25 protein-coding genes are annotated in these 24,888 nt (G+C 68.7%); 10 read left to right on the top strand and 15 right to left on the bottom strand.

The features are described 5' to 3' along the window. Positions 1-38 precede the first annotated feature (38 nt). A complete protein-coding gene (locus tag ACFYY8_RS05400; protein ID WP_390038011.1) occupies positions 39-332 on the bottom strand; it encodes a GntR family transcriptional regulator in 294 nt (97 codons plus the stop codon). A gap of 191 nt (positions 333-523) precedes the next feature. Here ACFYY8_RS05400 and ACFYY8_RS05395 point away from each other — a divergent pair, with 191 nt between their 5' ends. Then, positions 524-982: a carboxymuconolactone decarboxylase family protein gene (locus tag ACFYY8_RS05395; protein ID WP_390037388.1), complete on the top strand. Its 459-nt coding sequence runs from the start codon at positions 524-526 to the stop codon at positions 980-982. Beyond that, entirely contained in the window at positions 979-1,401 is a 423-nt protein-coding gene (locus ACFYY8_RS05390; protein ID WP_390037386.1) for a VOC family protein, read from the top strand. The genes ACFYY8_RS05395 and ACFYY8_RS05390 overlap by 4 nt, the downstream gene beginning before the upstream one ends. A 215-nt stretch (positions 1,402-1,616) precedes the next feature. Here ACFYY8_RS05390 and ACFYY8_RS05385 read toward each other — a convergent pair whose 3' ends face one another. Then, complete coding sequence (locus ACFYY8_RS05385) at positions 1,617-1,757, bottom strand: hypothetical protein (RefSeq protein WP_390037384.1); 141 nt, start codon at positions 1,755-1,757, stop codon at positions 1,617-1,619. Between the two features lie 956 nt (positions 1,758-2,713). On the opposite strand from ACFYY8_RS05385, the gene ACFYY8_RS05380 reads away from it, so the two are divergent. After that, complete coding sequence (locus ACFYY8_RS05380) at positions 2,714-3,394, top strand: hypothetical protein (RefSeq protein ID WP_390037382.1); 681 nt, start codon at positions 2,714-2,716, stop codon at positions 3,392-3,394. A gap of 452 nt (positions 3,395-3,846) precedes the next feature. Here ACFYY8_RS05380 and ACFYY8_RS05375 read toward each other — a convergent pair whose 3' ends face one another. After that, a complete protein-coding gene (locus ACFYY8_RS05375) occupies positions 3,847-4,425 on the bottom strand; it encodes a hypothetical protein (RefSeq protein ID WP_390037380.1) in 579 nt (192 codons plus the stop codon). A 784-nt stretch (positions 4,426-5,209) separates the two neighbouring features. On the opposite strand from ACFYY8_RS05375, the gene ACFYY8_RS05370 reads away from it, so the two are divergent. Together ACFYY8_RS05370 and ACFYY8_RS05365 are read left to right on the top strand one after the other, a co-directional pair. Next, on the top strand, positions 5,210-5,440 hold the full coding sequence (locus ACFYY8_RS05370; protein WP_390037378.1) for a hypothetical protein: 231 nt from the start codon (positions 5,210-5,212) through the stop codon (positions 5,438-5,440). Continuing rightward, complete coding sequence (locus ACFYY8_RS05365) at positions 5,401-5,766, top strand: hypothetical protein (RefSeq protein WP_390037376.1); 366 nt, start codon at positions 5,401-5,403, stop codon at positions 5,764-5,766. The genes ACFYY8_RS05370 and ACFYY8_RS05365 overlap by 40 nt, the downstream gene beginning before the upstream one ends. Positions 5,767-6,751: 985 nt before the next feature. Here ACFYY8_RS05365 and ACFYY8_RS05360 read toward each other — a convergent pair. Then, the gene (locus ACFYY8_RS05360) at positions 6,752-7,006 is read right to left on the bottom strand and encodes a Smr/MutS family protein (protein WP_184714345.1); all 255 of its coding nucleotides are present in this window, start codon (positions 7,004-7,006) and stop codon (positions 6,752-6,754) included. 269 nt (positions 7,007-7,275) lie between these two features. On the opposite strand from ACFYY8_RS05360, the gene ACFYY8_RS05355 reads away from it, so the two are divergent. After that, entirely contained in the window at positions 7,276-10,620 is a 3,345-nt protein-coding gene (locus ACFYY8_RS05355; protein ID WP_390037374.1) for a S8 family serine peptidase, read from the top strand. Between the two features lie 42 nt (positions 10,621-10,662). On the opposite strand, the gene ACFYY8_RS05350 is transcribed toward ACFYY8_RS05355, so the two are convergent. After that, on the bottom strand, positions 10,663-11,091 hold the full coding sequence (locus ACFYY8_RS05350) for a CBS domain-containing protein (protein WP_390037372.1): 429 nt from the start codon (positions 11,089-11,091) through the stop codon (positions 10,663-10,665). A gap of 176 nt (positions 11,092-11,267) precedes the next feature. Here ACFYY8_RS05350 and ACFYY8_RS05345 point away from each other — a divergent pair, with 176 nt between their 5' ends. Next, entirely contained in the window at positions 11,268-12,686 is a 1,419-nt protein-coding gene (locus ACFYY8_RS05345) for an aminopeptidase P family protein (protein WP_390037370.1), read from the top strand. Positions 12,687-12,764: 78 nt separating this feature from the next. Then, entirely contained in the window at positions 12,765-13,442 is a 678-nt protein-coding gene (locus ACFYY8_RS05340; RefSeq protein ID WP_390037368.1) for a 4'-phosphopantetheinyl transferase superfamily protein, read from the top strand. Here the strand turns inward: ACFYY8_RS05340 and ACFYY8_RS05335 are convergent. Further along, positions 13,359-14,324 (bottom strand): cation diffusion facilitator family transporter, encoded by a 966-nt coding sequence (locus ACFYY8_RS05335; RefSeq protein ID WP_390037366.1) that lies wholly within the window; start codon positions 14,322-14,324, stop codon positions 13,359-13,361. The genes ACFYY8_RS05340 and ACFYY8_RS05335 overlap by 84 nt on opposite strands. Positions 14,325-14,452: 128 nt before the next feature. Here ACFYY8_RS05335 and ACFYY8_RS05330 point away from each other — a divergent pair, with 128 nt between their 5' ends. Continuing rightward, entirely contained in the window at positions 14,453-15,043 is a 591-nt protein-coding gene (locus ACFYY8_RS05330; RefSeq protein ID WP_390037364.1) for a malonic semialdehyde reductase, read from the top strand. Between the two features lie 177 nt (positions 15,044-15,220). On the opposite strand, the gene ACFYY8_RS05325 is transcribed toward ACFYY8_RS05330, so the two are convergent. Further along, the gene (locus ACFYY8_RS05325; protein ID WP_390037362.1) at positions 15,221-16,321 is read right to left on the bottom strand and encodes an RNA-guided endonuclease InsQ/TnpB family protein; all 1,101 of its coding nucleotides are present in this window, start codon (positions 16,319-16,321) and stop codon (positions 15,221-15,223) included. An 86-nt stretch (positions 16,322-16,407) separates the two neighbouring features. On the opposite strand from ACFYY8_RS05325, the gene ACFYY8_RS05320 reads away from it, so the two are divergent. Then, positions 16,408-16,872, top strand: a complete 465-nt coding sequence (locus ACFYY8_RS05320; RefSeq protein ID WP_390037360.1) for a MarR family winged helix-turn-helix transcriptional regulator — start codon at positions 16,408-16,410, stop codon at positions 16,870-16,872. A gap of 41 nt (positions 16,873-16,913) precedes the next feature. Here ACFYY8_RS05320 and der read toward each other — a convergent pair whose 3' ends face one another. The 8 genes from der to ACFYY8_RS05280 form a co-directional block, all read right to left on the bottom strand. Then, positions 16,914-18,338, bottom strand: coding sequence for a ribosome biogenesis GTPase Der (der, locus tag ACFYY8_RS05315; RefSeq protein ID WP_390037358.1), 1,425 nt, complete (start codon positions 18,336-18,338; stop codon positions 16,914-16,916). After that, positions 18,335-18,970: a (d)CMP kinase gene (gene cmk / locus ACFYY8_RS05310; protein WP_390038009.1), complete on the bottom strand. Its 636-nt coding sequence runs from the start codon at positions 18,968-18,970 to the stop codon at positions 18,335-18,337. Before cmk ends, der begins: the two co-directional genes overlap by 4 nt. Before the next feature lie 136 nt (positions 18,971-19,106). Continuing rightward, a complete protein-coding gene (locus ACFYY8_RS05305) occupies positions 19,107-20,195 on the bottom strand; it encodes a prephenate dehydrogenase (RefSeq protein WP_390037356.1) in 1,089 nt (362 codons plus the stop codon). Between the two features lie 27 nt (positions 20,196-20,222). Continuing rightward, positions 20,223-20,582 carry a chorismate mutase gene (gene aroH / locus ACFYY8_RS05300; RefSeq protein WP_352009101.1) on the bottom strand — a complete coding sequence of 120 codons (360 nt, stop codon included), beginning with the start codon at positions 20,580-20,582 and terminating at the stop codon, positions 20,223-20,225. 56 nt (positions 20,583-20,638) lie between these two features. Beyond that, complete coding sequence (locus ACFYY8_RS05295) at positions 20,639-21,355, bottom strand: pseudouridine synthase (RefSeq protein ID WP_352009100.1); 717 nt, start codon at positions 21,353-21,355, stop codon at positions 20,639-20,641. A 1,094-nt stretch (positions 21,356-22,449) separates the two neighbouring features. Further along, positions 22,450-23,010 carry an SMC-Scp complex subunit ScpB gene (gene scpB, locus ACFYY8_RS05290; protein WP_390037353.1) on the bottom strand — a complete coding sequence of 187 codons (561 nt, stop codon included), beginning with the start codon at positions 23,008-23,010 and terminating at the stop codon, positions 22,450-22,452. Beyond that, on the bottom strand, positions 23,000-23,827 hold the full coding sequence (locus tag ACFYY8_RS05285; protein WP_390037351.1) for a segregation and condensation protein A: 828 nt from the start codon (positions 23,825-23,827) through the stop codon (positions 23,000-23,002). Before ACFYY8_RS05285 ends, scpB begins: the two co-directional genes overlap by 11 nt. A gap of 49 nt (positions 23,828-23,876) precedes the next feature. Then, on the bottom strand, positions 23,877-24,818 hold the full coding sequence (locus tag ACFYY8_RS05280; protein WP_390037349.1) for a ParA family protein: 942 nt from the start codon (positions 24,816-24,818) through the stop codon (positions 23,877-23,879). Positions 24,819-24,888: the final 70 nt, after the last annotated feature.

The following is a 24,888-nucleotide window of genomic DNA, read 5'->3' as shown; positions in this document are numbered from 1 at the left end:
CGACGAGCGCGGTGCGCAGCTCGATCCGCCCCTGGGGATCACCCGGCCCGAACGCGTCGTTCGGCGCGGCGGGTCGAGGCGGACCAGGCGTTCCGGGGGAACGACGACGCGTCCGGCTGCCCCTGCGACAGGTTGTGCGCCGGAGCGGCGGGCACAGCCCGCGGCCTCCTCGGCACCCGCGCCGCCTTCGCGGGAGCCGCGCGTTCGGCGACCCGGGTGCCCGAGCCCTGCCGCGCGGTCAGCCAGCCCTCGGCGACCAGTTCGGCGTAGGTGTCGGCGACCGTGTTCCTGGCGATTCCGAGATCGGCCGCGAGCGACCGATAAGGAGGCAGCCGCGCCCCCGGGGCGAGCCGCCCGTCCTGGATCGCCGCCCGCAGCGCCCGCCCGAGAGCGGCTCGCCGCGATCCGGTTCCATCCAGCTCAAGATGCAGGTCAGAACCGATGCGCTCCGCAGAATTGACCCATGATTCCGACAGTGGAATGCACCTCCTGAGCGGTCTATCAACTCCCTAGGTTAGTGCGCATGACGGACACCGCGCCCCGCCTCAACTTCGCCGCCGCCCCGAAGGCGTTCAGATCCCTGATCGGCTTCGACGCCGCCGCCCGCGACGGCCTCGACCCCGCCCTGGTCGAGCTGATCCAGATCCGTTCCTCCCAGCTCAACGGCTGCGCCTACTGCCTGCGCATGCACGTCACCGACGCCCGCAAGGCCGGTGAGGACGACCTTCGTCTCCACATGATCGGGGTCTGGCGCGAGGCGAAGCACTTCTTCTCCTCCAGGGAACAGGCCGCGCTGGCCCTGACCGAAGCGGTCACCCTGATCGCCGACGCCGGCGTCCCCGACGAGGTCTACGCCGAAGCCGCCGCCCAGTTCGAAGAGGCCGAGCTGGCCCACGTGCTCGCCGTCGTCTTCGCCGTCAACACCTGGAACCGCGTCGCCATCACCACCGCCAAGATCGCCGGAACGGACGTGCGCCGATGACGATCGACGCCTCCATCCGGATCCGCATCGCGCGCCCCTCCCGCGACCTGGCCGCCGCCGAGACCTTCTACGTCCAAGGCCTGGGCCTGACCGTCCTGTGGCGTACCGTCGAACACGTCCCCGGCGAACACGACCTTCTCATGGTCGGACCCGCGGGCGGCGCCTGGCACCTCGAACTCACCCGCGACCCCGACGTCCCGCTGGAGCCCACCCCCACGGTCGACGACCTCCTCGTCCTCTACCTGGCCGCCTCCGTCGACCAGGCCCTGCTCGACCGGCTCCTGTCCGCGGGAGGCGTCCGCGTTCCCGCCCACAACCCCTACTGGGACGCCCACGGCGTCACCCTCACCGACCCTGACGGCTACCGCCTCGTCCTCAGCACCCGCTCCTGGAACCCCGGCACGGTCTCGCGACGGTGAACCCTTTTCGTCCTCGGGTGGTCCGCGCGCCTCCGTGCCTTTGGAGGACGGCGACGGCCTCGCGGAGGTGACCGGTCTTGCCGGGGCCGCGGCGTAGCTTGAGAATCCTCCAGCTCTTCAGCCGGGCGTCCGCGTCTTCGCCGAGTCCGCGTAGGCGGGCACGGCGATGCCTGCCGGAGAGGTACGGCCGGTCGGCGGCGATCCGGCCGATGTGGTCAGATGCCGTCCAGCCCGAGGTGGCGCAGACCGTCCTGCCTGGCCCGGCGCAGCGCCCGGCCAGGCACGGCCCAGCGCCCGAGGAGAATCATCCCCTCGTGTTCGGGGATCGCGAGACGGCTCTGCGAGACATACCGCATCCGGCGGGACCGCCCCCGCGTGTGGGGGACATTGCTGACCTGCGACTCCATCCCTCAGACCTGCCGAATTCATCCAGTTGAAGCGGAAGCGAAACGTCTCCGGCAAGGAGTGCAGAACACCAACCGACTATGTCCCTGACCAGCATGAATGCGTAAACGTCCCCGTTCATCGCCCCGCTTGGTCCACAACTGGTCCACGGATGAGGACGGTTCAGTGAGCACCGCGTGCGATCCCGACAAGTTGCGCCCCTTTTCGGTGTGAAGCAACTACGCCTCATCGCCCTCACCCTTGATAGCCTGATCGGCTGGTCTCTTACTCCGCCGTCCAGTCTTAGCTGGACGCCCCACGTACCCGAGGAGTGTGCGCTGATGCCACCCAAGGTTGCCATCAGCTATCTGGGGCCAATGCCCTCACAGAGGCTTGATCTACGTGATCGCCACTCGTTCATCCCCTGCTTCAGGGTGGAGATAGCAGGCGAGCAAGTGTTTCGGGTACACACCGAACTGTCGGGTCAGGGATCCGACCTAGCTATCACACGCTTGGAAGCGACAGGCGTAGTGCCCCTAACACCTGATCAGGCGCACGACACCTTGAACGATGCGTTGCTTCTGTATACCGTACGCCGCCTAGAGCCTCTGGCAGCTGAGTGGGCCAGCACCGGCACAAGACCACCACAGCCAGGCGACGTTTGGCACCTAAATTCCGAAGACGTGCCGCAGCTCCTGGCGTTGGCTAGAGATAAAAGCTGCCACTATCAAGTACGGTTGAAGCGCGATCTCTTCTGCATAGCCGCTAGCAGCAAAGATTCCACACTTACAAACATCATTATTAACAACCGCCAGGCAGCACCAACGAGCAAGCCGCTATGTCAGGATGCAACCTCCCCGAAACAGATTACATCTGCTCGCACTTAATGCACCCAAGAGTATCGGGCAAGAGCACTATGGGCGGAATCATGGAACGTCGAGCCATGACCGCTATGTGTGACGAAGGGCATACAGACAGGGTTAACATCATCAGCAAGTGTCATGCCGGTGGTCACGACTGCTGGCAGCGCCTCGTGGAAATCGAAGAGCCTGCCGTTATCCTTGTGCCACCGTTGGAGCTTGCCGAAGCATTCGATGTGCTAGATGCGGCTTGGCGGCTGGCATTCGACCAGAAGAAGAAGTCGCTGCTGGCACTGAGTACAGTGGCGACGCCAGCTGCTTTGTCGCTTCCCTGCGCTACACGTGCCGAGTTCGAGGCGCGCATCAGTGACTTGGCTGACCTGATCGATCGCATCAAGGTAGATGACGCACTGCTGCGGCCACGGTCGAAGGACGAAGAAGAGCGGGACGAAGATCTACTAAAGGGAAGCCTCAACCGCATGCTTGACTGCTTGCACTACAGACTGCCCGCTCTGCAACATGCAGCCATAAATAGGGCTATACGAACGCTGCGTACTGTCCGTCAGGCCCGCAATGCGGAACAGCATGGCATCACCGAAGGCGGCGGGTTGACGGCCAAGCTGCGTGATCTCGGTATTTATGACGCGCCGCCAAATTGGAGCGGCGCGTGGGATGTAGTACGGGCCCGGACGGCCGAGGCCCTGACCACCCTTCGGCACGAGTTGATGGCGTATGTCAACACACCGTAAGTCAGACCGGAGATTATGAGACACGGATAAAAATGCCTGTGATCATGCCTTCCGCCTGTGAGGATGCTCACATTTGGACGTTACCGAAGGAGACTTTGGCACGTATTCGGCACAGCGACGCTCCCTGGCGCTTCCCATTCGCTAGGGGATCCGTACCGCAGGGCCGCCAGGCCCGAGGAACGGAAGCCGCGCAGCAGCGCTTGAACTGTGAGTGTCTCGTTCGGTAGGCCACGACAAAAGACAAGATGTGGATCGCAAGCGGGCTGGTCGCGCTCGGAGCATGGGGCAGTAGCCAACTTGCATACGGCTGGCAAGATCGCCAGTGTGTGCTGGGGTAGCCGGGCCGGGCAATGTCCAGATTCGGGATCTACGATCCGGCGAGGCATAGGCACGAAGGGGTAGCGCCCTATCAGTGAGTGGAGCGCCGCCCCTTCATGTGTTGGGCGAGCCGTTCAGGGTGCCTTCGCCAGAAGGGTCAGCCACACGGCGATGCCGAAGTCACCACGCACCGTCGACCGGTTCCCTGCCTCGGCGGCGAACCCGTACTTCTGGGCGAGGCTGTGGACCGAGGATCCGTCCACGCTCCCGCCGAAGACCCGGATTGCGTCAGCAAAGGTCGCAGCCGGAAAATAGATCCGACCGAACCAGGAAGACCGAGCCTCGGCGATCTCTAGCACAGCGGCTTCGTGCTCTGCAACGATGCCATCGATGGTTTCAGTGGTGACGGAGCCGAGCCCAGTGTCGAGGTCCTTACCCCGCAGCGCCAGCAGGGTTGCCCCCACAATATGGTTGGTGATCTGACCGGTACGATCCGTACGCCGAAACGTCGAGAACGACGTGCCGCGCTGGTAGATGAGGTGCGCCACCTCGGGCGCGATATCGAGCGCACTTGCTACTGCGGTGAGATCCGACCGATTAACCGGGAAAATGAAGCCGCAGTAGGCATCGCGTGTGGCATCGACCTTGTGATGCAGTTGGTCGGCACGTCCGTCGAACAAGGCATCGACCGCAGAACGATCAATAGTGGTCAAGTCGTTGTTTCCTCTCACGACGGGCCGCCTGGCATGCGCGGATCGAGACAGGAGCTCGTCGGTTCGAACCTTCGGCAAGCCGGGCGTTCACCCGTGCTATGACGCGCGTTCACGGATCGACATAGATCTTGCCGAGGACGGCGCCCCCAAGGGAACGTCCTCGAACGGCTCGGCCTCGACAATGAGGGTGGCCATCGGAGATCGCGATCCGCGAGCTATGCCCGGAATCTTCTTCGATCAGCATTCCGGTCGTAGCGACATGGCGCCGTCCGCGATTCCGAGCACATCCACCACTCCCCAGCCGCTTCACACCCAAAGCGACGGTCTGAGTTGTTGTCATTACTTTCCGTAGTCTAGGTGCTGATAGTGCGCCCGGGTCCGATCGACTCGGTAAAACTCATGTACTGCTTAAGGAAACAGAATCGCTATGCGGTCCGTTCGCACGCGAACTGACGATTTCTTTCCGAGCTTAGAAAAGATCTCTGGGTCTGAAAGCTATCGGCTTGCCTGGCGCCGGCAAGGCAGCGTCGTCAAGCTCCTGGTGACCCGATCGACATGGGTTAGTCGGCCGCACCCGAGACGGGAGCGGCACAGCGCGGCGGTGAAGACTATCGGGTCATGCCAGACGCGATCTTGTCATCACTGGTTCACCCTGAACGACTCACAGACGGCCCAGTTCCTAAAAAGGATCATCCCCACGTGCACGGGGAGCAGGCTGGCCTGCGACTCTATCGCCCAGATCTACCAAATTCATTCGGTTGAAGCGAAAGGATAACGTCAAATCATGACGGAGAGCCGAACGGTCGCGTCGACCGCGCACACCAAAGCCTCCCTTCACCGCCGCAAGCACCTTGACCACGCTCACGAAGGCGTGCAGCGCGATCAACCTCAGCGCGTCGAAGGCGAACTGATCCGGCTCGAAGAGGATGCGGTCTACCGGCTGGCCTCGCCGGTCGTGGTACGCATCGGCCGGCGGTGGCGTACGCCGACGATGCCCGGAAAGAAGTCGCTGTAGCCCGCTGGCTGACTGAGGAAACTTCCCAACTACTCGTGCGCTCCTCTTCGATCAGCCCGTCATCCGTGGATGGGCGGGTCGTCACCTTCTGGAAGTCCATCTCCGACAAGGAGGACTACGGGACCCCCATCGAAGTGGGGAGGCTACTCTCCCGACTCCATGCGATGGAGGCGCCAACAGATCTACGCCTTCCTCCTCTCCGCCCCTTCGCCCGAGCGGAGCGCCGGATCGCGGAAAACGACTGGTTCAGCCCCGAGGACTCCGCCTTCATGCGCGCACAGCTGGTGAAGCTTCAAGAGGACTACGCAGCCCTGGCGTTTGGCTGAGCGAGTTGGAGAGTGCTCTCCTACCGTCGCCTCATCTTCGCGAGCGTGTCCGCCGTTTTCACCGCGGCCGTCGATGACGGCTTGCTACCTAAGAATCCGTGCAGCGCACGCTCGGTGCGAGCACCCTCTCCCGCACGTGGTCGCATTCGGCCTTGGACGGCGGAGCGTGTCTTCACTGTCCGGACGAACCTGTCTGAGCGCTACCAGGCCGTGGCCGACCTTGGCGGAGGTTGCGGGCTGCGGCAAGGAGAGATCTTCGGCCTTCCTCTTGAGGCGGTGGATTTCGACGCAGGCTGGGTGCACGTGGGTCGCCAGGTGAAGTTCATCAACGGCCGTCTGATCTTCGCTCCTCCCAAACGGAGAAGGAGCGTGACGTACCCCTCTCAGAGAGGGTGACTGACGCGCTCAAGGCCACATGGATCGTTTTCCACCCATCGCCGTCACGTTGCCTTGGCGCACTCTCGGCGGCCCGGCCGTCACGAAGACGCTGTTCCTCTCCCGGGAGAACGGCGGTCGGGAGAACGGCGGTGCGGTCAGGCGGAACAACTTCGACGCCTACGTTTGGAAGCCCGCTCTCGTGGCCGCTGGCGTCATCCCGGAGCCGAAGAAGGGGGGAATGACACCAGGCGACCCGAGAGCACGGTATGCCTGCCCTGAGGCACTTCTACGCTTCAGTGCCGCTGGATGGCGGGGAGAACATCAAGGCTCTGAGCCAGTACCTCGGTCACAGCGATCCGGGCTTCGCCCTCAGGGTCCACACACCTGCTGCCGAGCGGTGAGGGACGGACCGGGCCGTCGCGCTGCGGTCCGACGGCCCGCAGACGGCCCAGGGTCGGTAGGAGTACCTCGGGCCAGCGGTTCGACGCCACCGGCCCGCGCTCTCCGCTGTTGGGAAAAGCCCTTCTGAGCCGGGCTTACGACGCCGAACATCGACAGCTCAGCTCGAACGTGCCAGCCCGGCGACGTTCACAGCCCACTGTCCGGTCTACTTGTGGCGGAAGTAGACGAACAGGCGGCCGTGGTTCTTGGAGTCCTTGTCGATGCGGTGGTAGAGGGCCTTGATCTCCTTCTGCTCGAGGAAACGCAGGACCTTCTTCTTGAGCTGACCTGACCCCTTGCCGGGGATGATCTCGACCTCGGTCGCCCGCTTCCTGATGGCCTCGTCGATGATGTCCCGCAGTGCCCGGTCGATCTCGCCGCCGCGGTTGAAGATCGGGTGGAGGTCCAGCTTCAGTTTCACGGTTCCAGCCTCTCATCGCACGTGCTCGCGGACGAGCCCACCCGGGACCGGGCCAGCTATCCCGATGATTGCCGAAATTTCCGTATCTAGGCAAACAAAGGGGCTCTAGCTAGGCTCCCATTCATGATCAGCCGCCCATATCGGGCGGTAGTTCCCTCGTCACCCAGCGGGGAGAGCCGAGGCCTCCTCAACCGCGCCCGGACGCGGCGGGTGACCGAGCGCCTCCTGGCGGTGTGACACGCTCACGCGTCCCCCAAGGAGGTCCCCAGTTGTCAAGCACGTCCCCCTCGCCACGGACCCGGCGCCTGGTCGCGGCCGTCGCGGGCGCCGGGCTCGTCGCGATCATGATTCCGCCCGCCCACGCGGACCCGGCTCCCTCCCCTGCCGGCCAGGGGAAGTGGACGGTGACCCCGCTGACCGGCGGCGAGCCGATGCAGGGTGCCAGGTCCGAGACCGGCAGGATCGCCAGGAGCGACCAGGCGCTGCTGCGCTCCACCTCCGACGCGACCGTCAACGTGATGGTCAAGCTCGACTACGACTCCTACGCCGCCTACCGGGGCGGGCTCGACGGCCTGCCCGCGACGAGCCCCGCCGAGACGGGAAGGGCCCTCGACGTCCGCGGCGCCGAGGCCAGGAAGTACACCGGGCACATCGAGCGGGTCGAGGACGACTTCCTGACCGCGCTGGCCAGGGAGGTCCCCGGCGCCGAGGCCGGACAGCGGCTGCGGACCGTCTACGGCGGGATCGCGCTGCGCATCCCGGCCGGCAAGGCGGCCCTGGTCGCCCGGCTCCCCGGGGTCGCCGCCGTGCAGGAGGACAAACCGGAGCGGCTCCTGACCGACTCGAGCGCCTCCTTCATCGGGGCGCCCACGGTCTACGGCAGGCTCGGCGGCGTCTCCTCCTCGGGCAAGGGCGTCGTCGTCGGCGTCCTCGACTCCGGCGCCTGGCCGGAACACCCCCAGTTCGCCGACCCCGGCACGCTGCCCGCGGTGCCCCCGACCAAGGACGGGACCCCGCGTGTCTGCGCCTTCGGCGACAACCCGCTGACCCCGCGGACCGACCCGTTCGCCTGCAACCGCAAGCTGATCGGCGGCGCGCCCTTCCTGGAGACCTACAACTCCGCCTATCCGGGGGAGACGTACCCGGACAGTGCCCGTGACTCCAACGGCCACGGCACGCACACCGCGACCACCGCCGCGGGCGGCCCGGTCTCCGGCGCCACCCTGCTCGGTGTCGACCGGGGCCCGCTGCACGGCGTCGCCCCCGCCGCGCACGTGTCGGTCTACAAGGTCTGCGGGCAGCAGGGCTGCTTCCCCTCCGACGCCGCTCAGGCCGTCGGCCGGGCGATCCTCGACGGCGTCCAGGTGATCAACTACTCCGTCTCGGGCGGCGCCTCCCCCTACAGCGACCCGGTCGAGCTGGCCTTCCTCGACGCCTACGCGGCGGGAGTTTTCGTCGCGGCCTCCGCGGGCAACACGGGGCCGAAGGCGGGGACCGTCAACCACGCCGGCCCGTGGGTGACCACGGTCGCGGCCTCGACGCAGAACCGTACGTTCCAGTCGGCGATCACGCTGGCGGGCGCGAGCGGGGCGAGCGCGACGCTGAAGGGCCTGTCCGTCACGACGGGCGTCGCCTCCCCGCTGCCGGTGGTGCTCGCCTCCGCGGCGCCGTACTCGAACGCCTCCTGCTCGGCGCCCGCGCCCGCGGGCCTGTTCACCGGGAAGATCGTCGCCTGTGACAGCGCGGGTGACCGGATTCTCAAGGGCCACAACGTACGGCAGGGCGGCGCCGCGGGCCTGATCGTCTACGACGCCAGGCCGCTTGACCCGATGGTCGACAACCACTGGCTCCCGGCGATCCACCTCGGCAAGCCGGAGGCCGACACGATGCTGACCTTCCTGTCCGCGAACCCGGGCGCGACCGCGACGTTCACCCAGGGCGCCAAGGCCGCCGCGCAGGGCGACGTGACGACCTCCTTCTCCTCGCGCGGCCCCGGCGGCGACTTCCTCAAGCCCGACGTCGGCGCGCCCGGCCTGCACATCCTGGCCGGGCAGACGCCGGTCCTGGAAAGCCCGTCCGGCGGCCCGCCCGGCAACCTGTACCAGGTCATGTCGGGCTCCTCGATGGCGGCACCGCACGTGGCGGGCGCGGCGGCCCTGCTGTTCGCGCTGCACCCGGACTGGACTCCGGGACAGGTCAAGTCGGCCCTGGTGACCACGGCGAAGACCACGGTCACCAAGCAGGACCGCCTCACCCCGGCCGACCCCTTCGACGTCGGCGGCGGCCGTGTCGACCTGACCAGGGCGGGCGATCCCGGCCTGACCCTGAGCGAGAGCGCACGGAACTTCGCCGCCTCGGCGGCCGACGAGCTGAACCGCGTCGACCTGAACCTGCCCTCGGTGAACGCCCCGGTCATGCCGGGTGTCCTCACGGTCAGGCGGACGGTCACCAACGTCACGAACAGGACCCTCCTCTACCGGGCCACCGGCACGACGGTGAACGGGGCGAGCGTCACGGTGCTGCCGCCGATCCTCAGCGTCGGGCCGGGCAGGAGCGCGAAGATCAGCGTCGTGATCGCCGCGCCCGAGCTGCCGGACGGGCAGTACTTCGGCCGGGTGGACCTCAAGGAGATCGGCGGCAGCCGTGACCTGCACCTTCCCGTGGCGTTCCTCCGCAGGCAGGGGGCCGTCCCGGTCGAGCAGAACTGCGCGCCCTCGGTCATCCGGCGTGGCACCGAGGAGGCGACCTGCACGGTCACCGTGCGCAACGACACCTTCGAGAAGACCGAGGTGACGGCGGTCAGCACGCTGGACGGCAAACTCAGGCTGAACGGCGTGACCGGCGCCGTCAAGATCGGTTCGCAGCTGGCGACGACCAGGGCGACCCTGGCCCCCAGGAAGCCCGACAGGCCGGACGTCGCGCCCGGCACCGGGCCCGCGCCGTACCTCCCGCTGGACGCCTTCGGGGTCAAGCCGACGCCGATCGGCGACGAGCAGGCGCTGAACTTCACCGTCCCGGCGTTCACCTACGCGGGCAGGACCTACACCAGGATCGGCGTCGTCTCCAACGGCTACACGGTCGCGGGCGGCACCTCGGATCCGGCCGACATCAGTCCCGTCCCGCAGTCGCCGCCCGACCCGGCGGCGCCGAACAACGTGATCGCCCCCTACTGGACCGATCTGGACGGCACCGACGCGCCCGGCGTCTACGTCGGCACGCTGGCCGACGGCCCCAGCAAGTGGCTGGTGATCGAGTGGCGGCTCAAGGTCCGCGGAACCTCGGACACCAAGGTGTTCCAGCAGTGGGTCGGGCTCAACGGCACCGAGGACATCACCTACACCTACGATCCGGACAGGCTGCCCGGCACCCCGTCCGGGGACCTGGGCCTGACCGTGGGCGCGGAGAACGCCGACGGTACGGCGGGCGGCCGGATCTCGGGACCGCCCACCGGGGATCTGCGGGTCACCAGTGTGCCCGGGGCCCCGGGCGGAAGCCTGACCTACACGTTGAAGGTCAGGGGGGTCAGCCCGGGAACCGGGACGGTGACGACGGGCACCTCGACGCCGCAGGTCAAGGGCCTGACCGTCGAGACCGGCAAGGTGACCGTGCGATAGCGGTCCGGGTGGGGTCCGCACGGGGACCCCACCCGGAGAGGGTCAGCGGTGGAGGTAGTCGACGAGGTGGGCCCGCTCGGTCTCCAGCGTCTCGATGGAGCTCTTGACCACGTCGCCGATGCTGACGATTCCGATGAGCCGCCTGTCGGTGACCACCGGGACGTGCCGGATGCGGTGTGTCGTCATGGTCTGGCGCAGGTCGTCGGCGTTGGCGTCCGGCGAGCAGGTGCGGACCTCGGTGGTCATGATGGAGGAGACCGGGGCTCCCAGCACACCGGGCCCGTGCTCGTGCAGCCGCCGTACGATGTCACGTTCGGACACGATGCCGACGATCGAGAAACCGTCCTCGGACACCACCGCGGCGCCGATGTTGTGCTCGGCGAGCAGCCCGAGCAGGTCTGTTACCGTCGCGTCGGGACGGATGGTCGTCACCACGGAGCCCTTGGCCTGCAGAATCTTCCCAATCAGCATGGAAACCACCTCGGTTCGGCGTGGCTGGGGTATCCCTGGGTTTTGCCCTGGCCGAGCGCGCCCTAAGCATGGGCCGGGCGGCTCTCGCGACCGTTATGTCACACACGGTGGTGAGATGCGCGCCCCGCCACAGATTAGTAACGTGTGAAATACCACAATCTCACCACGGGGAAACGATGACCGACAAGCTCAACACCGGCAGCCACGACCTACCGGTCTCCGAGGCCCTCGCCGCGTTCATGGGCACGGGCTGGGCCGACACCCACCGGGACGACCTGGCCGCGCTGCCGCAGGCCGCCTACACCGCCAAGCGCCGTGCCGCACTGGCCACGCGCTTCCCGGGCGAGCGGCTGGTCATCCCGTCCGGCACGCTCAAGGTACGCAGCAACGACACCGACTACCGGTTCAGGGCGCACAGCGCCTTCGCCTACCTGACCGGGGACCAGGAGCCGGACGACGTCCTGGTCGTCGAGCCCTCGGGGGCCGCGACCCTGTTCCTGCGTCCTCGTTCGCCGCGCTCGGCCCCGGGACGGGCCGGGCAGGAGTTCTACCGCGACCGCCGCTACGGCGAGTTCTGGGTCGGCAGGCGCCCCGACCTGGCGGAGGCCGAGTCGCTCTACCTGATCGACTGCGCGCCGATCGATCGCCTCGGCGAAGCGCTCGCCGGGCCCGCCAGGGTGCTGCGCGGGGTCGACGCCTCCGTCGACACCCTGGTCTTCCCGCACGAGGGCGACGCGGAGCTTGAGACGTTCCTGTCCGAGATGCGGCTGATCAAGGACGAGTGGGAGGTCGCCGAGCTCCAGTTCTCCGTCGAGGCGACCGTCCGCGGCTTCGAGGACGTGGTCAGGGCGCTCCCCCAGGCGATGCGGCACCGGCGCGGCGAGCGCTACCTGGAGGGGGTCTTCGGGCTCCGCTCCCGTCTCGAGGGCAACGCCGTCGGCTACGACAGCATCGTGGCCTCCGGCGCGCACGCGTGCGTCCTGCACTGGATCCGCAACGACGGCGCCCTGAACGGCGACGACCTGCTCCTGCTGGACGCCGGCGTCGAGACCGACGCCCTCTACACCGCCGACATCACCAGGACTCTGCCGCTCTCCGGACGCTTCAGCCCGGTTCAGCGGCAGGTCTACGAGCTGGTCCTCCAGGCGCAGGACGCGGCGATCTCCACCCTGCGCCCCGGCGCCAGGTTCCGTGACTTCCACATGGCGGCCATGCGGGTCATCGCCGAGGGGCTGCACGACTGGGGAGTGCTGAAGATCGGCGCCGACGAGGCCCTGGAACCCGACAGCGGCCTGTACCGCCGTTACACGCTGTGCAGCAGCGGCCACATGCTCGGTATCGATCTGCACGACTGCGCCAAGGCCCGTGCCGAGACCTACCTGGACGGCGTGCTCGCGGAGGGGCAGGTGCTCACCGTCGAGCCGGGCCTCTACCTCCAGCCCGACGACCTGACCCTGCCTCCCGAGCTGCGCGGCATCGGTGTGCGCATCGAGGACGACCTCGTCATCACCGCCGACGGCGCCCGCCTGATGTCCTCCGGGCTGCCCCGCCGTCCGGACGAGATCGAGGAGTGGATGGCCGGACTCCTCCCCTGACCCACGGCACCCACGGCCCACCGTCCGGGCGACCGCGGTAGGCGTGAAGATCCACAAAACAGGCTCTACTCTGGGCGGATGTCCGATTGCCTGGTGCTGGCCGGTCCGACCGACGAGATCTACTCCCCCGCCGCGCTGGACCTGCTCACCGAGGTGGAGCGGGAGCGTGCGGCGCGCTTCCTCAAGGAGGCCCACCGCCGCGACTTCGTGGCCGCCCACCTCCTGGTACGGCGCTGCGCCGCCCGGGTGACCGGTGTGCCCGAGGAGGGGCTGACGCTGCTGCAGCACTGCGACCGCTGCGGCCCGGGGCACGGCAGGCCGTCCCTGGCGGAGTTCCCCGAGCTCGGCGTCAGCCTCTCCCACACCGAGGGATACGTGTGCGCGGCGGCGGGCCCGGGGCGGATCGGCGTCGACGCCGAACGGGTGCCCGACGGCCCGTTCGAGGAGGCCCTGGCGGCACAGGCGCTGTCCCCCGCAGAAAGGGTCCTGGTCGCCGACAACGAGGCGCTGATCCGCCTGTGGGTCCGCAAGGAGGCCCTCATCAAGCGCGGGGAGCTCGCCCTTGACGGCCTGCGCTCGGCCGACCTCTCCGCGCTTCCCCTCGACGACGTCGGGGACGGGCGACGGCGCCTGGAGTGGGAGGGCAGGCACCTGCTGGAGTGGCGCACCGCCTCAGGCGTCGCGGTCAGCGTCGTCACCGACCGCCCGGCCACGCTTGGCCTGTTCTCCGGGGGTCGGGTCGAGGAAGACCTGTGAGATGGCCGGGAAGCGTTCGGCCAGCGTGCGCTCGACCCGGTCCGCGGCGCGTTCGAGCGCGCCCGCCGTGCTCTCGTCGACGAAGTCCACCCGGGCGGCGACCATGATCTCGTCGGGACCCAGCATCATGGTCAGCAGCTCGACCACCGCCTCGACCTCTGGCATCGCGAGCAGTTCGGCCCTGATCTCCCGCTCGATCCGCGCCGGTGCCGCCTGGCCGATCAGCAGGGAGGCGTTGGCGCGGATGAGGTTGAGCGCCACGCCCAGGAGCAGCAGGCCGATCACCACGGAGGCGGCGCCGTCCCACAGGGAGGATCCGGTCACCTGGTAGCCGAGCAGCCCGGCGGCGGCGATCAGCAGGCCGACCAGTGCGGCGGCGTCCTCGAAGACGACGGCCTTGAGCGCGGTGTCCGGGGTCCTGGCGACGTAGCGCCCCGGACTGACCCGCAGCCTCCTGGCCTGCCCGCGCACCTGTGACAGGGCCTTGAGCAGGGAGATCCCCTCGACGAGGAACGCGATCGCCAGGACCAGGTAGGAGAGCCTCAGGTCGGCCAGTTCCTCGCCGTGGGCGATCTCGTGAACGCCATGGGTGATCGAGAACCCGGCGCCGCCGATGAGGGTGGCGAAGGCGGCCATGAGCGCCCAGAAGAAGCCCGCCATGCCGTACCCGAAGGGGTGGCGGACGTCCGCGGGGCGTCCGGCCCTGCGTACCGCGATGAACAGCAGGACCTCGGTGACCGTGTCCGCGGCCGAGTGCGCGGCCTCGGACAGCATCGCCGAGGAGCCGCTGACCAGACCCGCGACCAGTTTGGCCAGGGCGATGGCGAGGTTGGCCAGCCCCGCGACGATCACCGTGCCGAGGCTCTCCTGCTTGTCCTCCACGCTTCGCCTCCTCCCCGCCGTCCGGCCGTGACGCACGTCTCCTGCCCACCTCGGAATAGTTGAATCTTCACCTATGTTGTCGGCAGAGAACGCTAGAAACCGTGCATATAACCCATAAGGGGTGAAACATGTCGCTCGTGCTCTCTCCCGAGGCCCAGGACCTGCTCTTCCGTGAGGCCCGTACGGCCAACACCTTCACCACGGAACCGGTGAGCGAAGAACAGGTGCGAGCGATCTACGACCTGGTCAAGTACGCCCCGACCGCGATGAACCAGCAGCCGCTGCGAGTCGTCCTGGTCCGCTCACCGCAGGCCCGGGAACGCCTGGTCCGCCTGATGGCGCCGGGCAACCAGGCCAAGACCGCCGCCGCCCCGCTGGTCGCCATCCTGGCCGCCGACCTCGACTTCCACGAGGAACTGCCCAAGGTCTTCCCGCACCGGCCGCAGGCCAGGGACGTCTTCGCCGCCGACGAGGCGCTGCGCTCCCGCACCGCGACGTTCAACGCGGCGCTGCAGGTCGGCTACTTCATCCTGGGGGTGCGCGCGGCAGGTCTCGCCGCGGGCCCGATGGCGGGCTACGACGCCGCCGGCGTCGACAAGGAGTTCCTCGACGAGGCCCACACCGTGCTGGCGGTCGTCAACATCGGCAGGCCCGGCCCGGACGCCTGGTTCGACCGCCTTCCCCGCCTGACCTACGAGGAGGTCGTAACCACCGTCTGAGGTAAGTTCTGCTCTATGAGCCAGGAGCGATCACGGCACGGCGGGCGAAACGGCCAACCCGTGGCGGCCTCCAGCACGACGAGCGAGGAACGGGTGATAGCAGCAGTCAGCTTCTCGGCCTTGAAGGGTCGAGCTTGCAGTTCCTTACCGCGCATGGGGTGCACAGGTCAGGCCGCGTTAGGCAGCGTGACTCACTGCCCGGCCGTCAGCACCGCGCGAGGCGATGTTGATGGCCGCGTTGTGGTCGGCGGGGCCGGCGAACCCGCAGCCGACACACCGGAAATCGTCCCGGGTGGGGCGGTTCCGCTTGTCGAGGTGACCGCACCGGTGGCAGGTCCACGACCTGTTACGCGGGTCTACCAGCCGGAGGGGAACCCCGGCGATGGCGGCCTTGTAGGTGATGAACGCACGGAGCTGGTGGAAGCCCCACGAGTGCAGGTCGGCACGCCGCGCCTTCGTAACCGTGACCTGGTCGCGGATGCCTTCAAGGTCTTCGAGGGCGATACCCGCGCGGGTGTCTTCGGCTTTGCCGACCAGATGCTTGGAGATCACATGGTTGACGTCCCGGGCGAACCGGGCTTCCTTACGCCGTCGCGCCTTGAGCAGGCGTTTCGCGGACTTGGTGCCCCTGGCCTGGAGACGTGCGCGAAGCCGGGCCTCGCGCCGCCGTACCGCGCGCACGCCCTTGCCCGTGTGGGCTTCGCCGGTGGAATCGGTGGCCAGGTTCACGATCCCGAGGTCCACGCCCAGCCAGGAGTCGGGCTCCTCGCCACACGGGGGTTCGGGGACGTCGATCACCACGGCGAGGAAGAACATCCCGTCGCGGTGGAGCAGGTCGGCCTGGCCGCGCATGGTCGTCCCCGTGGTGGCCGGCCATCGACCCTGGTAGATCACGGGGACGATGATCCGGCCGGTCAGGGTGAGGATGCTGACGCGGTCGCGGCCTTTCCACGACAAGATGCGCTGGTCGTAGGCGACCGCCCCCAACTCCCGGAACACGGGCTTGACGGCCTTGTCCCGCTTGTACGCCTCGCACGCCTTGGCGATCGATCGGATGGCCATCTGCGCCGACAGGCCGAACTCGTGCCGCAAGCCGGCGTAGACGAGCTTCTGTACCGCCATTTTGTTCGCGGTGCGGCGGGCGAAGGCGACCTCGGCGGCCCGGCCGGCGGCGGCGTTGCATGCCCGCATCGTCGCCAGCAGCGCCTCGGCCTGTCCGGCGCTCGGCGCGAGCTTCAACATCTCCGTCACCAACAAACCATTGACGGTATCACTCAATGTCTACGGAAGGATCAAAACGTGCGGGACCGCTCCGTGCTTCCTCTTGGCTCTAAAGGGCCGGGCTTCCGCGCTGTAGGCGTTCGGTGAACGACGAAGAGCCCCGCTGGCTCTCCACGATGGAACAGCGGGCCTGGCGTGCTCATCTGGCCGCGCACAAACTACTTGAGCACCGCCTCGATCGTGACCTGCAGACCTTCGGGCTCTCGGTGAACGACTACGAGATCCTGGTCAACCTCTCGGAGAGCCCGGGCCACCGGATGCGCATGAGCGACCTCGCCGACGCCACGATCCAGTCCCGCAGCCGCCTGTCCCATCAGATCTCCCGGATGGAGGCGGCCGGACTGGTGGCCAGGGAGACCTGCGTCGACGACAGGCGCGGCACCTTCGCGGTGCTCACCGAGCACGGCTGGGCCACGATCCAGCAGGTCGCCCCGCATCACGTGGCCAGCGTACGGCAGCATTTCATCGACCTGCTGACCGACGACCAGTTGCGGGAGCTCGAAGCCGCCTACAGCCCGGTCGTGACCCACCTCAAGAGCCTGCGCTGAGTTCGTTCACCGGGTACGGCGCGCCGTACCCGGTGAACGGGTCACTTCTTCTTCTGGCCCTGCCGCTTCTCTCTGATCTTCATCGTGACCTCGATCGGGGAGCCCGCGAAGCCGAACTCCTCACGGATCCTGCGCTCGATGAACCGGCGGTAGGTCTCCTCAAGGAAGCCGGAGGTGAACAGCACGAACCTGGGCGGCTCGGTCGTCGCCTGGGTGGCGAAGAGGATCTTGGGCTGCTTGCCGCCCCTGACCGGGGGCGGGGTCGCCGCGACCAGCTCGGTGAGGAAGGCGTTGAGGCGGGCGGTCGGCACCCGGGTCGACCAGGACTCCAGCGCCTTCTCCAGGACGGGGACGAGCCTGTCCACGTGCCAGCCGGTCTTGGCGGAGATGTTGACCCGCAGCGCCCACGGAACGCGGACGAGCTGACGGTCGATCTCCTTCTCCAGGTAGTAGCGGCGGTCCTCGTCGAGCAGGTCCCATTTGTTGAACGCCACGACCATGGCCCGCCCCGACTCGATCACCAGGGAGATGATCCGCAGGTCCTGCTCGGTCAGCGTCTCACTGGCGTCGATGAGCACGACCGCGATCTCGGAGCGCTCCAGGGCCGACCTGGTGCGCATGCTGGCGTAGAAGTCGGCGCCCTTCAGCTCGCGGTCACGCCTGCGGATGCCCGCGGTGTCCACGAAGCGCCAGGTCTTGCCGCCCAGCTGGATCAGCTCGTCGACCGGGTCACGGGTGGTGCCCGCCATCGGGTCGACCAGGACGCGCTCCTCCCCCGCCAGCTTGTTCAGCAGCGAGGACTTGCCCACGTTCGGCTTGCCGAGCAGGGCCACCCTGCGCGGCCCGCGCTCCTCGCCGAAACGCTGCGGCGGCGTCTCGGGCAGGCTGTCGAGGACCACGTCGAGCAGGTCACCGCTCGACCGGCCGTGCAGGGCCGAGACCGGATAGGGCTCGCCCAGGCCGAGGGACCACAGTCCGGCGGCCTCAAGCTCCATCTGCTGGTTGTCGACCTTGTTCGCGGCGAGGATCACCGGCTTGCCCGAGGAGCGCAGCACGTGCCCGACGATCTCGTCGGCGTCGGTCACGCCGACCGTCGCGTCGACCACGAACAGGATCACGTCGGCCAGCTCCGCGGCCACCTGCGCCTGCTCGGCGATCCTCAGCGCCATGCCGGTCGCGTCCGGGTCCCAGCCGCCGGTGTCGACGACCGTGAAGCGCCGTCCACGCCAGGTGGCGTCGTAGGTGACCCGGTCCCGGGTCACGCCCGGCACGTCCTCCACGACCGCCTCACGGCGGCCGATGATCCGGTTGACCAGCGTGGACTTGCCCACATTGGGACGACCGACCACGGCGACGACCGGCTGAGGACCGGCGTCCCGCCAGTCCTCCTCTGAGCCTTCCCCGGTACCTGAATCGACCGGCCCCGCGTCGATCCAGCCGCTGTCTTCTTCGAATTCCCCTGTCACGTCTTTTCCTTAATCAAACGCAGGATCTCGGCGACGACCTCGTCGAGGTTGAGCGCCGTTGTGTCGAGTTCGACGGCGTCGGCCGCCATCGCGAGCGGGTCCGCCTTGCGTGTGGAGTCCAGGTTGTCGCGCCTGGCCATCGCGGCCTTCTGGGCCTGCACCGTGGTGCCCGCCAGCTCCGCCGTACGGCGCAGCGCCCTGGCGTCGGCGCTCGCGGTCAGATAGATCTTGACCGGGGCGTCCGGGGCGACGACCGTGCCGATGTCACGGCCCTCGACGACGATGCCGCCCTCGCCGATGATCTCGCGCTGCTCGGCCACCAGCCTGCGCCGCACCTCGGGCACCGCGCTGACCGCGGAGACAGCCGCGGTGACCTCGGAGGTGCGGATGGGAGCCGCCACGTCGGCGCCGTCCACGGCGACCGAGGGGGCGTCCGGGTCGGTACCGAGCGTCAGCACCGGGCCGAGCGCCCTGGCGGCGATCGCCTCCTGGTCGGAGAGATCGACGCCCTGCTGGAGCATCCACCATGTGATCGCCCGGTACATCGCCCCGGTGTCGAGATAACGCAGCCCGAGCGCCCGCGCGACCCCGCGCGACGCGCTCGACTTGCCCGACCCCGAAGGACCGTCCATCGCGACGACCAGTCCGGTCACGACGCCTCTCCCTTGCAGCCCGCTTCAGTTGTCCGTACGAGGCTACCGGGAACGGCGAGGTGATCGCGCATCGGACGGCTCACGGCCCGCCGTGAACGGGCCGTGAGGACCGGTTCTAGGGGAGCTGCCAGCCGCCGGCCCGCAGCGCCTCCGACAGGGCCGGTACGGCCTCCGGCTGGACCTGCAGTTCGGCGGCGCCCAGGGGCAGCCCCGGGGTGTGCTCAAGACGGACGTCCTCGATGTTGACACCCGCCGCCTCGGCCACCTGGAACAGCCGGGCCAGCTCTCCGGGACGGTCGCCGATGACGACCTGGACGCTCGCGTAGGAACGCGCGGGACCGCCGTGCTTGCCGGGAATCCTGGTCGTGCCCACCACACCGCGGCGCAGCAGGCCGGTGACGCCGTCCATGCCGGCGTTCCCGTCCGCCGGGGCGGCGGCGGCGCGCAGCGCGGCGGCCGCGGTGGCCAGGTCGTCCGCGATCGCCTCGAGCACATCGGCGACCGGTAGCGCGTTGCCCGACAGGATGCCGGTCCACAGCGCCGGGTCCCCCGCCGCGATGCGGGTGACGTCACGGACCCCCTGACCGGCCAGGCCAAGCGCGGTCCCGGAGGCCTCGGCGAGCCTGGCGGCCACCGCGGAGGCGGCCACGTGCGGGGCGTGCGAGACGACCGCGACGGCCCTGTCGTGCTCGTCCGCGCCGACCTCGACGGCCTCGCCGCCGCAGAGCTTGATCAGGCCGCGCAGGACCTCGACCGCGTCGGGTGAGGTCTCCTCCGTCGGGCACAGCGCCCACGGCCTCCCCAGGAACAGGTCGGCCCTGGCCGCCGCCGGGCCCGAGCGCTCCCTGCCCGCCAGGGGGTGCCCCGGCGCGTAGGTGCTCAGGTCGCAGCCGAGCGCCGCCGCCCCCTCGATCGGCAGCCGCTTGACACTGGCCACGTCGGTGTAGAAGCGTGCCGCGCCCTCCCGCTGCAGACGGGCGATCTGGTCGGCGACGAGGTGCGGCGGGACCGCGACGACCGCGAGCCCGACCCGCCGCCCGTCCCACTCGACGCCCGCGCCGAGCTCCCGCGCCAGCCGTACGGCTCCCGCGTCGCGGTCGGCCAGGTGGACGGGGACGTCGTGGCCGCGCAGGGCGAGGGCGACCGAGGTACCGATCAGGCCCGTGCCGACGACGAGGACGCTCTCAAGGCCGTTCACACGCATTCCTCCGGCGTGATGCTTGGACAGGGGTCACTGGGCGATGTCGACCCGCAGGGCCGCCGCGCCGTGCAGGTAGACATGGTGGATCTCCTGACGCGGCCGGTCGGTCTCCACGTGCGCCATCAGCCGTACGACACGGGGCAGCGCGCCCGGGACGTCGATCTCCGAGGCGCAGATCAACGGGACGTCGTGAAAGCCGAGCTTGCGTGCCGCCAGGGCGGGGAACTCGGCGTTCAGGTCGGGCGTCGCGGTGAAGATCACACTGATCACGTCGTCGGTGGTGAGCCTGTTGCGTCCCATCACCTCCGTGACCAGCTCGGTCACCCCGGCCAGGATCGCGTCCCTGTCGTTCGCGTCGACCTGGACCGCCCCGCGGATCGCCCGCACCATCGTCGCTCCTTCGTGTCCTGAACGTGTACGTGTCGGGGAAGGTTACCGGCCTCGGGTCACAGACCCACGGCGGCGTAGAGTTCCCCGACCTCCTTGAGGGTCAGCGCGCGGATCGTCCCCGGCTTGAGCCTGCCGAGCTTGACCGGGCCGAACTCGATGCGGGCCAGGTCGATGACCGGGTGCCCGACCTCCTCCAGCATGCGGCGGACGATGTGCTTGCGTCCCTCGTGCAGGACGATCTCCACCAGGGCCTGCTGGCCGTGCTCCTGGACGATGCTGAAGGAGTCGGCCTTGGCGATGCCGTCCTCAAGCTCCACGCCCTTCTTCAGGCGGTGGCCCAGGTCGCGCTCGATCCTGCCCGGCACCTTCGCCCAGTACTTCTTCTGCACGCCGTAGCTGGGGTGGGTGAGCCGGTTGGCCAGTTCCCCGTCGTTGGTGAGCAGGATGAGGCCCTCGGTCTCGGTGTCGAGACGGCCCACGTGGAACAGCCGCTCGGTGCGGTCGGCCACGTAGTCGGCCAGCGAGGGGCGGCCGTCGGGGTCGGACATGGTGCTGACGACGCCGAGCGGCTTGTTGATGGCGAGGTAGACGAGGTCGGGCATCGTCGGCAGACGCTTGCCGTCCACGTGGATGACCTGCTTGGCGGGGTCGACCCTGGCGCCGAAGCGGCGGACGGTCTGGCCGTCGACCGTCACCCTGCCCGCGCCGATCATCTCCTCGCACGCCCTGCGGCTGGCGACGCCCGCCTGGGCGAGGACCTTCTGCAGCCGCACTCCGCCGGGGACCTCGGTGGTGTCGCGCTCGTCGACGTAGTCGGAGTCGTAGAAGTCGAAGTCGCGCTTGGGCTGGCGGGCGGTCTTGAACCGGTCGTTCTCGATCCCTCCGGGCCGCAGAGCGGGCTTCTGGCCCTGCCGGTCCTTCGCCGAGGCGCCTCGGGCGGGCGCGGGACGGCGCTCGCCGTAGGAGTCGGCCCGGCCGCCGCCGATCGTACGGACCTCCGCGCCACGGCCGGTCTTGCCGTAACGGCCTCGGGAGCCGCCACCGCGGTTCTCCCTCGGGCCGCCCTCCGGCCTGCCGTACCGGCCGCGCGAGCCACCGCGCTCGTCGGACTGGAACCCGCCACGGTCATCACCGCGCGGACCCTCAGAGCGGAAGCCACCCCGATCGTCACGACGCGGCCTGTCGGCACGGAATCCGCCACGGTCCTCGGAACGGAACCCGCCACGGTCATCACGACGCGGACCCTCGGAACGGAAGCCACTCCGATCATCGCGACGCGGACCCTCGGAACGGAACCCACCCCGGTCATCACGACGCGGACCCTCAGAGCGGAACCCGCCACGGTCATCACGACGCGGACCCTCAGAGCGGAAGCCACCCCGGTCATCACGACGCGGCCTGTCGGCACGGAATCCGCCACGGTCCTCGGAACGGAACCCGCCACGATCATCACGACGCGGACCCTCGGAACGGAAGCCACTCCGATCGTCACGACGCGGACCCTCAGAGCGGAACCCACCCCGGTCGTCACGACGCGGGGAATCCTGCCGGAAACCGCCCTCCGGCCTGCCGTACCCGCCACGTGACCCGCCGCGCTCCGCGCGGAAGCCGCCACGGTCCTCGGAGCGGAAGCCACCCCGATCGTCACGACGCGGGCCCTCGGAACGGGACCCGCCGCGATCGGCGCGGAAACCGCCGCGATCGTCGCTCCGGGGGCCGCCTCGGGAGGCTCCTCGGGAGGCGTCCGGGCGGAAGCCGCCCTGCGATCCGCCTCTGGAGTCGCCGCTCCCGCGGTAGCCGCCACCGCGCGGGGCGCCGCCACGGCCTCGACCGCGTCCATCACCGGACGGGGTACCACGCCTGCTGTTCACTGCTTCTGCTCCTCTAGGTTTTCCACGTCGTCTGGCAGGAAGGGCGCGAGTTCCGGAAGCTCTTCGAGCTCCCGGAGGCCCATCCGCTCAAGGAAATATGAAGTCGTCCGGTAGAGCAACGCCTGCCCCTCCGGATCGGTGCCGGCCTCCTCGACCAGCCCCCTGGCCACCAGCGTGCGCATGACGCCGTCGCTGTTGACCCCTCGGATGGCCGCCACCCTGGCCCGGCTGACCGGCTGGCGGTAGGCGACCACGGCCAGCGTCTCAAGCGCCGCCTGGGTGAGCCGCGCCTGCTGGCCGTCACGAACGAACCGTTCGACGAGGGCCGCGCATCCGGCCCGCGTGTAGAACCGCCAGCCGCCCGCGACCTCTCTCAGGTCAAAACCCCGGCCCTGGGCCGTGTATTCCGCCGCCAGCGCCTGAAGCGCGGCGGAGACCTCGGGAACGGGCCGTTCCAGCACCTGTGCGAGGGTCGTCTCGGCGACCGGTTCGTCGACCACGAGCAGGATCGCCTCAAGCCCGGCGCGCAGGCCGGGGCCGGACGCCTCATCGGTCATCGGAGGGCTCCTTACCCGCGCTCGCGTCGTAGTCGTCGGCGACGGTCACGTCACCGTCGTCACTGCCGGTCCAGGTCACATGCAGCTCACCGAGGGGCTCGACCTGCTCGAAGGAGACCGCCGCCTCCCGGTAGAGCTCCAGGACGGCCAGGAAACGAGCGACAACCTCGAAGGTGCCCGTGCAGTCGGAGGTGAGAGCGCGGAAGGTCGCCCGGCGCATGCGCCGCAGCCGCTGGACAAGGATAGCCGCCTGTTCGCGGACATTGGCGAGCGGTTGGTAGATGTGGGCGACGGAGACCGAGGGGGGAACCCTGGGTGCGAAGGCGCGCCGGGCCAGCTCCGCCAGCCGTTCCGGGCCGACTCCGAGGACCAGCGTGGGCAGCAGGTTGGCGAACCTCGCCTCCATCGGCACGATCCTGGGGAAGCGCAGGGCCTCCTCCGCCATCCGGGAGGAGAAGACCTTCACGACCTCCTTGTAGGCGCGGTACTGCAGGAGGCGGGCGAACAGCAGGTCCCTGGCCTCGAGGAGCGCGAGGTCCTCCTCGTCGTCGACCTCTCCCGAGGGCAGCAGCCTCGCCGCCTTGAGGTCGAGCAGGGTCGCGGCGACGAGCAGAAAGTGACTCGTCTGGTCGAGGTCCCATTCGGGGCCCCTGGCCCGGATGTGGGCGATGAACTCGTCGGTGACCTTGCTGAGCGAGACCTCGGTGATGTCCAGCTTGTGCTTGGAGATCAGGCCGAGCAGCAGGTCGAAGGGACCCTCGAAGACCTCCAGGTGCACTCTGAAGGTGTCGTCGGCCGTCTGTGACTGCTCGGTCATCCCGACATTGTCCCGCACCGGGATCCCGGTCACCGCGGGTGAGGGGTGGTTACTCGGCGTTCCACCTGGCGAGGACCTCGCGGGCCAGCTCCCGGTAGGCGCTCGCGCCGAGCGAGGAGGGGTCGAAGCTGGTGATGGGCTCTCCGGCGACGGTGGCGTCGGGGAAGCGGACCGTCCGGTTGATCACCGTGTGGTAGACCTTCTCGTCGAACGCCTCGACCACCCGGGCGAGCACCTCACGGCCGTGCAGGGTGCGCGCGTCGTACATGGTGGCGAGCAGGCCCTCGATGACCAGGTCCTCGTTGATGCGCTGCTGGACCTTGATGATGGTGTCCATCAGCAGTGCGACACCGCGCAGGGCGAAGAACTCGCACTCCAGCGGCACCATGACGCCGTGCGCGCAGGCCAGCGCGTTGATCGTGAGCAGGCCCAGGGACGGCTGGCAGTCGATCAGGCAGACGTCGTACTCGGGCAGCAGGGGCTTGATCACCCTGCCGAGCACCTGCTCGCGGGCGACCTCGGTGACGAGCTGGACCTCGGCCGCCGACAGGTCGATGTTGCTCGGCAGCAGGTCCATGCCCTCGACGCCGGTCTCCATCAGCACTTCCCTGGCGGTGATCTGCGGCTCCATGAGGAGGTTGTAGACCGTCAGGTCGAGCTGGTGGGGGTTGATGCCGAGGCCTACGGACAGGGCGCCCTGCGGGTCGAAGTCGACCAGCAGCACCCTCAGCCCGGCCTCGGCCAGCGCCGCGCCCAGGTTGATGGTCGTGGTCGTCTTGCCGACGCCGCCCTTCTGGTTGACCATGGCCACGACGCGCGCCGGTCCGTGCACCGTACGAGGGGATGGGTCGGGGAACACCGGGCGGGGCCGCCCGGTGGGGCCGAGAACGCCTCCGCTCCGAGGGGTGCCGGTGGTCTTGGTGTCCCCCCATGGATTCTCGGGGTTTCCGGGGGCCGTCCCCCGGCCAGAACCGTCGGTGGTCACAGTCACCAGTCGAACCTCCCTGACGGCCTCGAACCGGACCGTCCGGACGGACACTATGGCGTCAACACGTATGCGG

Source organism: Streptosporangium sp. NPDC001559 (assembly GCF_042893955.1).
In the GTDB taxonomy this organism is placed as follows: Bacteria; Actinomycetota; Actinomycetes; order Streptosporangiales; family Streptosporangiaceae; genus Streptosporangium.
This window is presented reverse-complemented; position numbering and strand designations above follow the sequence as displayed.